The organism is Vogesella lacus (genome assembly GCF_979366295.1).
In genome coordinates, this window is the sequence record NZ_CEETQT010000003.1 from 305,397 (window position 1) to 307,083 (window position 1,687).

At 52.5% G+C, this 1,687-nt stretch carries 1 protein-coding gene, 1 tRNA gene and 1 pseudogene; 2 read left to right on the forward strand and 1 reads right to left on the reverse strand.

Annotation, left to right across the window (positions count from 1 at the left end):
- Together ACZ9W6_RS05530 and ACZ9W6_RS05535 are read left to right on the forward strand one after the other, a co-directional pair.
- Window positions 1–848 (forward strand): annotated as a pseudogene (locus ACZ9W6_RS05530) (hypothetical protein); the annotation flags it as partial.
- Window positions 849–946: 98 nt separating this feature from the next.
- Entirely contained in the window at window positions 947–1,450 is a 504-nt protein-coding gene (locus tag ACZ9W6_RS05535) for a MarR family winged helix-turn-helix transcriptional regulator (protein WP_465190069.1), read from the forward strand.
- A gap of 109 nt (window positions 1,451–1,559) precedes the next feature.
- Here ACZ9W6_RS05535 and ACZ9W6_RS05540 read toward each other — a convergent pair.
- Window positions 1,560–1,636 (reverse strand) — tRNA-Asp (locus ACZ9W6_RS05540).
- Window positions 1,637–1,687: the final 51 nt, after the last annotated feature.

Consider the following 1,687-nt stretch of genomic DNA (forward strand, 5'->3'; position numbering starts at 1 on the left):
TTCCAGAGCCAATTCCAGAGTATGGGGAGTTCTCTGATGGGGCCTTGTCTGGGGCAGTTGTTTTGGGTGATGCGGATGGGTTTAGCTTCACTTTCGAGTCGGATCATCAGTGGCGTTTTGCTGAAGCTGTTTCGCCTGAGGGGCTTGCTGAGGATTGTTCTGCTTCGAATGCGGATGTGACTGAGTGCTCAACTCATGCTGAGTTGCCACCGTTGAATGTCCCTCTTGGGCAAAGTATATCGCTTGATAGTCTTCCAACAGGCGTGCTGGGTGGTGGGCTGGGTTTGTCTGTATCCTCCGCTCTTTCCGATTCGGACGACCAGGAAACAGAACTTGCCTGGGCGCGGGATCTGGGGGTTGAGCCTAATTTTGGGCCGGATGTCGCAATGCGGGCATTTGCATATGAGCCTACGCAAGCGCCTGAGGTGGTTGCCAATGCCATGGTGGATTTGCCTGCAGAAGATGAGGTGATTGAAGACAATCACTCGCTTGATGCTGTAGTGCGGCACGAAGTTATTGCTGAAATTGAGTCTGATCAGGCAGAGGTTAAGCTGGAGGCTTTGCGCGTGGTTTCCCCTGCGCAGTATCGCGATGATGTGGCGTCGATGGATGCATCAGTGACGCCGGCTCTGGTTGATGCGCTTTACGCAAGAGTATTGCCACGAGTTAAGGTTGAGCTTACCTTGTGGATGCAGGATGTGCTTGAGCTGCAGGCCAAGCAGCTGATGTCCGGGGTGATGCAGCATCTTAAGGAAGACTTTGACATGATGCTGGCCGACTCTCTGAAGGAAAGTCTTGCCGAGGCATTGCGTGAGGTTGCGAGTCGCCATGATGGCGCAGACGAATAGCTGTGAGTATTGGCATTAACTGTCAATTACATCTTTATGTAAAAGTAATGATGATAGAATCTATCATTGACTCAACCGGTTTATAGAAAAATAAAGTAATGGATTGCTCAGTTGATCTGGCATCAGCCAGTAATGTTCAGGAAAAGGCGCTGGATGTCTTGCAGCGTTTCAGGGTTATTTTCCGTGCGGCACAGCAGCACTCGGCCAGCATTGAAGCCATGTTGGGTGTTTCCGGGGCTCAGGCGTGGGTTTTGGCTGAATTGAGTGCGGCGGGGCCTATGCGGGCAGGGGAGCTTGCTGCGCGTTTGGCAATCAAACCGGCGACTTTGAGTAATATGCTTGCCAAGCTGGTTGCGGCTGACTTGGTGACTCGCGTTCGTAGCGAGCAGGATATGCGTGTGGTGCAGGTTGCCTTGAGTGAGAAGGGTGCTGCGTTGATTGGCAAGGTGGATGTGGCGCCCAGGGGCTGGTTGCCTGAGGCCTTATCCCGGCTGGAGGGTGGTCAGCTTGATGTGCTTGCGGCAAGTCTTGATGGTTTGATGGCAGTGATGGGCAAGACTAACAGTGATGATGCAAACAAGCCGTTGCCATTCACTGAGTAGCAGAATGTGATGAGTCGCGCTTTTGGCGCGACATTTTCATGGTGTTGTACGGATGATCCAAAAGCAAAAAAGTCATTAATCTTGAAATTAATGACTTTTTTAATTTGGCTGGCGGAGCGGACGGGACTCGAACCCGCGACCCCCGGCGTGACAGGCCGGTATTCTAACCAACTGAACTACCGCTCCAACCGTGGTGGGCGTTGACGGAGTCGAACCGCCGACATTCTGCTTGTAAGG

Bases quoted from the DNA above. Each gene is read 5' to 3' on its own strand.
- ACZ9W6_RS05535 (WP_465190069.1), top strand. From the start codon at position 947: ATGGATTGCTCAGTTGATCTGGCATCAGCCAGTAATGTTCAGGAAAAG.